The 7,969-nt window shown below is 62.0% G+C and carries 1 protein-coding gene; it reads right to left on the bottom strand.

The window, feature by feature from the left end:
* A partial coding sequence (locus M0814_RS28650; RefSeq protein ID WP_247868563.1) for a retention module-containing protein occupies positions 1-7,935 on the bottom strand: 7,935 nt, incomplete at its 3' end.
* Between the last annotated feature and the right edge of the window lie 34 nt (positions 7,936-7,969).

Here is a 7,969-nt window from a genome sequence, read left to right as displayed (position 1 = left end):
CGCGTTGGTCAAAGGCGCATGACCGGTCAGCGCATCGTTCGGCGCAGTGGTGGTCACGGTACCGGTGGTTTTGCCCACTTCGATAGTGATGTTCTGACCGTTGGCGAGGGTCACCACAACCGGCGAACCGGTCACTGGTGCGCCGACGGTTGCGGTGTAGGTCACGGTGCCGCCCTCGGCGACCGAGGTATCAGCGGACAGTTTGACGGTAGAAGTATCGATGGTGTCAGTGACGGTGGTCACGGCTGGAACGGTGCTCGGCACCAGGTTTTCGAAGTTGCCACCGGTAGCGGTGGAAATGGTCGCTTCGACTTTACCGGCATCTTTGTAAACGTCGTCCGCCGGAGCAGGAACGGTCACGGTGCCGGTGGTTTTGCCGGCCTCGATGGTGATCACGGCGCCGTTGCTCAACGTCACGGTAACCGGCGAACCGGCAGCGTTGGTCAGAGTCGCGGTGTAAACGATCGAGCCACCTTCGGCCACGGTGCCGGTCGCGGACAGCGACAGGTTGGTGGTGTCGACGGTATCGGTGACTGTGGTGTTGACCGGGGTCTTGTCGGCAAGGAGGTTTTCGTAGTTGCCGCCGCTCACATTGGTGATCGCGTTGGTCAGCGGGGCATGGCCGGTCAGCGCATCGTTCGGCGCAGTGGTGGTCACGGTACCGGTGGTTTTGCCCACTTCGATTGTGATGTTCTGACCGTTGGCCAGCGTCACGACCACAGGCGAACCGGTGACTGGCGCACCCACGGTAGCGGTGTAAGTGACAGTACCACCTTCAGCCGCAGACTCGGTCGCGGTCAGTTTGACCGTGGTGGTGTCGATGGTATCGGTAACGTTGGTGACCGCAGGAACGGTGCTTGGCACCAGGTTCTCGAAGTTGCCACCGGTAGCGTTGGAAATGGTCGCTTCGACTTTGCCCGCGTCTTTGTAAACGTCATCCGCCGGAGCAGGAACGGTCACGGTGCCAGAAGTTTTACCAGCCTCGATAGTGATCACTGCGCCGTTGGACAAGGTCACAGTGACTGGCGAGCCAGCCGCGTTGGTCAGGGTTGCGGTGTAAACGATCGAACCACCTTCAGCCACGGTGCCAGTGGCACTGAGCGACAGATTGGTGGTGTCGACGGTGTCGGTGACATTGGTCGAAACCGGCGTTTTATCCGCCACGAGGTTTTCGTAGTTACCGCCGCTGACGTCGGTGATGGCGTTGGTCAGCGGCGCGTGGCCGGTCAACGCATCGTTCGGCGCAGTGGTAGTCACGGTGCCAGTGGTTTTACCCACCTCAATGGTGATGTTCTGACCGTTTGCCAGGGTCACGACCACAGGCGAACCGGTGACCGGCGCACCGACAGTCGCGGTGTAGGTGACGGCGCCACCTTCTGCAGCAGACTCAGTGGCGGTCAGTTTGACCGTGGTGGTGTCGATGGTATCGGTAACGTTGGTGACTGCAGGAACAGTGCTCGGCACCAGGTTCTCGAAGTTGCCGCCGGTAGCGGTGGAAATGGTCGCTTCGACTTTACCCGCGTCTTTGTACACGTCGTCAGCCGGAGCCGGAACGGTCACGGTGCCGGTGGTTTTGCCGGCCTCGATGGTGATGACAGCGCCGTTGCTCAGCGTCACGGTCACCGGGGTTCCAGCCGGGTTGGTCAGTGTCGCGGTGTAAACAATTGAACCACCTTCAGCCACCGAGTCGCTGGCGGTCAGGTTCAGGTTGGTGGTGTCGACAGTATCCGACACCGAGGTGTTAGCCGGTGTCTTGTCGGCCACCAGGTTTTCATAGTTGCCGCCGGCAACCTTGTCGATGGCGACGCTCAACGAGCTGCCGCCCGCCAATGGGCTGTTCGGCGCGACGAAGTTCACGCTGCCGGTGGTCTCACCGACGGCGATGGTGATGGTCTGGCCGTTGGACAGGGTGACCACGACTGGCGAGCCGGTTACTGGTGCGGTCACGCTCGCGGTGTAAACCACGGTTTCGCCTTCGGCGACGTTGGCGGTGGCAGTCAGCGACACGGTGGAGGTGTCGATGGTGTCGTTGACGGTGGTCACCGCCGGGGTGTTGCTGGTCACCAGGTTTTCGAAGTCGCCACCGGTCGCGCCCTTGATGGTCGCTTCAACGGTGCCGGCGTCCTTGTAGACGTCATCCTTCGGTGCATCGACGGTCACGGTGCCGGAAGTTTTGCCGGCCTCGATGGTGATCACCGCGCCATTGCTCAACGTCACGGTCACCGGGGTGCCGGCGGCGTTGGTCAGGGTGGCGGTGTAGGTGATCTGGCCGCCTTCGTTCACCGCCGGGGTCGCGGTCAGCGACAGGTTGGTGGTGTCGACAGTGTCGGTGACGGTGGTGCTGACCGGCGTTTTGTCAGCGACGAGGTTTTCGTAGTTGCCGCCGCTGACGTTGGTGATCGAGTTGTTCAGCGGCTCGTGACCGTTCAACGCATCGTTCGGTGCGGTGGTGGTGACGGTGCCGGTGGTTTTGCCGACTTCGATGGTGATGCTCTGGCCGTTCGCCAGGGTCACGACCACAGGTGAGCCGGTTACCGGAGCGCCGACGGTGGCGGTGTAAGTGACGGTGCCGCCCTCTGCGACCGAGGTATCGGCCGTCAGTTTGACGGTAGAAGTATCGATGGTGTCGGTGACTTCGGTCACGGCCGGAACGGTGCTTGGCACCAGGTTCTCGAAATTGCCGCCTGCAGCATCCTTGATCGTGACTTCGACTTTGCCGGCGTCTTTGTAGACGTCATCGGCAGGGGCCGGAACAGTCACGGTGCCGGTGGTTTTGCCGGCTTCGATGGTGATCACCGAGCCATTGCTCAGGGTCACGGTCACCGGAGTACCGGCCGGGTTGGTCAGGGTCGCGGTATAGACGATCGAACCGCCCTCAGCCACGGTGCCGGTCGCAGTCAGCGACAGGTTGGTGGTGTCGATGGTGTCGGTGACGGTGGTCGAAACCGGGGTTTTATCGGCGACCAGATTCTCGTAATTGCCGCCGGTTACGCCGGTGATCGAGTTGGTCAGCGGTGCATGACCGTTCAAGGCATCGTTCGGTGCGGTGGTGGTGACGGTGCCGGTGGTTTTGCCGACTTCGATGGTGATGTTCTGACCATTGGCCAGGGTCACCACGACTGGCGAACCGGTCACTGGAGCGCCAACGGTAGCGGTGTAGGTGACGGTGTCACCTTCAGCAGCGGACTCGGTCGCGGTCAGTTTGACCGAGGTGGTATCGATAGTGTCGGTGACTTCGGTTACGGCTGGAACGGTGCTCGGCACCAGATTCTCGAAATTGCCGCCCGCAGCATCCTTGATTGTGACTTCGACTTTGCCGGCGTCTTTGTAGACGTCATCGGCAGGGGCTGGAACGGTCACGGTGCCGATGGTTTTGCCGGCTTCGATGGTGATGACGGAGCCGTTGCTCAGGGTCACGGTTACCGGAGTGCCCGCCGGATTGGTCAGGGTTGCGGTGTAGACGATCGAACCGCCTTCAGCGACGGAACCTGTTGCGCTCAACGTCAGGTTAGTGGTGTCGATGGTGTCGGTGACGGTGGTCGAAACCGGGGTCTTGTCGGCGACGAGGTTTTCGTAGTTGCCGCCGCTGACGTCGGTGATCGAGTTGCTCAGCGGCTCGTGACCATTCAACGCATCGTTCGGCGCGGTGGTGGTGACGGTGCCGGTGGTTTTGCCGACTTCGATGGTGATGGTCTGGCCGTTCGCCAGAGTCACGACCACAGGCGAGCCGGTGACCGGCGCGCCAACTGTAGCGGTGTAAGTGACAGTGCCGCCTTCAGCGACCGAGGTATCGGCGCTCAGCTTCACGGTTGACGTATCGATGGTGTCAGTAACTTCAGTCACCGCCGGAACGGTGCTCGGAACGAGGTTCTCGAAGTTGCCGCCGGACGCATCCTTGATGGTCACTTCAACCTTGCCGGCATCTTTGTAGACGTCATCGGCTGGAGCTGGAACGGTCACGGTGCCAGTGGTTTTGCCGGCTTCAATGGTGATCACCGAGCCGTTGCTCAAGGTCACGGTCACCGGGGTGCCAGCCGGATTGGTCAGGGTCGCGGTGTAAACGATCGAACCGCCTTCAGCCACGGTGCCGGTCGCAGTCAGCGACAGGTTGGTGGTGTCGACGGTGTCGGTCACGGTGGTGCTGACCGGAGTCTTGTCGGCAACGAGGTTTTCGTAGTTGCCGCCGCTCACGTCAGTGATCGCGTTGGTCAGTGGTTCATGACCGTTCAAGGCATCGTTCGGCGCGGTGGTGGTCACGGTGCCAGTGGTTTTGCCCACTTCGATAGTGATGGTCTGGCCGTTGGCCAGGGTCACAACAACCGGCGAACCAGTCACAGGCGCACCAACCGTAGCGGTGTAAGTGACGGTGCCGCCTTCGGCCACCGAGGTATCGGCGGTCAATTTGACGGTCGAAGTATCGATGGTGTCAGTTACTTCGGTGACAGCCGGAACAGTGCTCGGTACGAGGTTTTCGAAGTTACCGCCGGTGGTACCGGTGATGCTGACTTCGACTTTGCCGGCGTCTTTATAGACGTCATCGGCAGGTGCTGGAACCGTTACGGTGCCAGTAGTTTTGCCGGCTTCAATGGTGATCACCGAGCCGTTGCTCAAGGTCACGGTCACCGGAGTGCCAGTCGGATTGGTCAGGGTCGCGGTGTAAACGATCGAACCGCCTTCAGCCACGGTGCCGGTCGCAGTCAGCGACAGGTTGGTGGTGTCGACGGTGTCGGTGACGGTGGTGCTGACCGGGGTTTTGTCGGCGACGAGATTTTCGTAGTTGCCGCCGCTCACGTCAGTGATCGCGTTGGTCAGTGGTTCATGACCGTTCAAGGCATCGTTCGGCGCGGTGGTGGTCACGGTGCCGGTGGTTTTGCCGACTTCGATGGTGATGGTCTGGCCGTTCGCCAGAGTCACGGTCACTGGCGAGCCGGTGACAGGCGCGCCCACTGTGGCGGTATAAGTGACGGTCCCGCCCTCGGCCACCGAGGTATCGGCGGTCAATTTGACGGTCGAAGTGTCGATGGTATCGGTCACTTCGGTCACGGCAGGAACGGTGCTCGGCACCAGGTTTTCGAAGTTACCGCCGGTGGTACCGGTGATGCTGACTTCGACTTTGCCGGCGTCTTTATAGACGTCATCGGCAGGCGCCGGAACAGTCACGGTGCCAGTGGTTTTGCCGGCTTCGATGGTGATGACGGAGCCGTTGCTCAACGTCACGGTTACCGGAGTGCCAGCCGGATTGGTCAGGGTCGCGGTGTAGACGATCGAACCGCCTTCAGTGACGGAGCCAGTGGCGCTCAACGTCAGGTTGGTGGTGTCAACAGTGTCGGTTACGGTGGTGCTGACCGGGGTTTTGTCCGCTACGAGGTTTTCGTAGTTGCCACCGGTCACGCCGGTGATCGAGTTGCTCAGCGGTGCCTGACCATTCAGAGCATCGTTCGGTGCGGTCGTGGTCACGGTGCCAGTGGTTTTACCCACTTCGATGGTGATGGACTGACCGTTGGCCAGAGTCACGACAACCGGCGAGCCAGTCACAGGCGCACCAACGGTCGCGGTGTAAGTGACGGTGCCGCCCTCGGCGACCGAGGTGTCAGCGGACAGTTTGACCGTCGAGGTGTCGATGGTGTCGGTCACTTCGGTGACTGCAGGGACAGTGCTTGGTACCAGATTTTCGAAGTTGCCGCCGGTTGCACCGTTGATGGTGACTTCGACTTTGCCGGCATCTTTGTAGACGTCATCGGCAGGCGCTGGGACCGTCACGGTACCGGTCGTTTTGCCGGCTTCGATGGTGATCACGGCGCCGTTGCTCAAAGTCACGGTGACCGGGGAGCCGGCAGCATTGGTCAACGTCGCGGTGTAAACGATCGAACCGCCCTCAGCCACGGTACCGGTCGCGCTCAGCGACAGGTTGGTGGTGTCGACGGTATCGGTAACGGTGGTCGAAACCGGAGTTTTGTCGGCGACGAGGTTCTCGTAGTTACCGCCACTGACATTGGTGATGGCGTTGGTCAACGGTGGGTTGCCGGTCAGCGCATCGTTCGGCGCGGTGGTGGTCACGGTGCCGGTGGTCTTGCCGACCTCAATGGTGATGGTCTGGCCGTTCGCCAAGGTCACAACAACCGGCGAACCGGTTACCGGGGCGCCGACGGTGGCGGTGTAGGTGACGGTGCCGCCTTCAGCCACCGAGGTATCGGCCGTGAGTTTCACGGTCGAGGTGTCGATGGTATCGGTGACTTCGGTCACGGCCGGAACGGTGCTCGGCACCAGGTTCTCGAAATTGCCACCTGTGGTGCCAGTGATGCTGACTTCGACTTTGCCGGCGTCTTTGTAGACGTCGTCCGCAGGCGCCGGAACGGTCACAGTGCCGGTGGTTTTGCCAGCCTCGATGGTGATGACGGAGCCATTGCTCAACGTCACGGTCACCGGGGTACCGGCCGGGTTGGTCAGGGTCGCGGTGTAAACGATCGAGCCGCCTTCAGCGACGGTGCCGGTGGCACTCAGCGACAGATTGGTGGTGTCGATGGAGTCGGTAACGGTTGTGGTCGCTGGCGTCGTGCTCGGCACCAGGTTTTCGAAGTTGCCGCCGGTAGCACCGGTGATGGTGGTGCTGATGGTGCCGCCGTTGTTGTAGACGTCGTTCGGCGGTGTCGGCACGTTGACGGTGCCCGTGGTCTTGCCGGCTTCGATGGTGATGGTCGAACCGTTGGACAGCGTCACGGTAACCGGTGTCTGCGCCGGGTTGGTCAGGGTCGCGGTGTAGGTGATCTGGCCGCCTTCAACCACGCTGCCGGTGGCTGTCAGGGTCAGGTTGGTGGTGTCGATCGAGTCGGTGATAGTGGTCACCGCCGGCGTCGGATTCGGCACCAGGTTTTCGAAGTTGCCGCCGGTAGCACCGGTGATGGTGGTGGTGACGGTGCTGCCATTGTTATAGACGTCGTTCGGCGGTGTCGGCACGTTGACGGTGCCCGTGGTCTTGCCGGCTTCGATGGTGATGGTCGAACCGTTGGACAGCGTCACGGTAACCGGCGTCTGCGCCGGATTGGTCAGGGTCGCGGTGTAGGTGATCTGGCCACCTTCGGTGACGCTGTTGCCCGCCGTCAGAGTAACGGTGGTGGTGTCGATGGTGTCGGTGACCTGGGTCACGGCCGGAGTAGTCGGCACGGTGACGGTAATGCCGTTGCCACCGGTGGTGCCGGTGACGGTCACGTTGATCTGGGTCGGGTCGTTGTAGACGGTGTCGTTCGGTGCCAGCGGCACGTTGACGGTACCGGTGGTGGAACCGGCCGGAATCACGATCACCGAGCCGTTGGACAGGGTGATGGTCAGGTCGGTCAGCGGTGCCTGGGTCAGGGTCGCGGTGTACACCAGCACGCCGCCGGCTTCGGTGATGGTCGGTGTGGCGCTAAGGCTCAGGGTCGACTCACGCAGAGCGTTGGTGGTGCTGTCGGTGGTCTGCCCACCGGTGATGTTCTGTGCCGCTTGAGCACCGGAGTTGATGCCCGCGGTCGGGAAGCCGATGGTCGGATCGACGCGGCCAGCGGTGGCGTCGAGCATCACGAAGCTATGGCCACCACCGGCAGCACCACCTGTCCCCGCAGCGCTCGGGCCGGCAGCGGTGGCTTCCAGATCGGTGGTCGGGTCGGCGCCGGCAGCGATAGCCTGCTGCAGTTCTGCTACAGACGGCGCGGCCTGCGCGGTGGCTTCGGCCAGGTCAGTGCTGGAGTCGGGCGCGTTGGCGCTCCACTGAGTCTCGCGGCCCAGGTCCAGAGTGCGGCCATCGGCCAGTTCCAGCGACACGGCGCCGGAGAGGCCGGTATCGATCTGGTCGCCGACGAACAGGCGATCGCCTTCAACGAGCACGCGGCGTACACCCTCGGGGGAGACCACGAATACCTGACCGACAATGCTTTTGACGATGGCAACAACACTGCTCATTGAAGACTCTCCGGGTGTCACGTTCAGTTGACTT

Origin of the sequence: Pseudomonas sp. MWU12-2020, assembly GCF_023100605.1 — a bacterium.
In the GTDB taxonomy this organism is placed as follows: Bacteria; Pseudomonadota; Gammaproteobacteria; order Pseudomonadales; family Pseudomonadaceae; genus Aquipseudomonas; species Aquipseudomonas fluorescens_H.
Note: the sequence above shows the minus strand (reverse complement) of the source record. Positions and strands in the feature narration are given on the sequence as shown.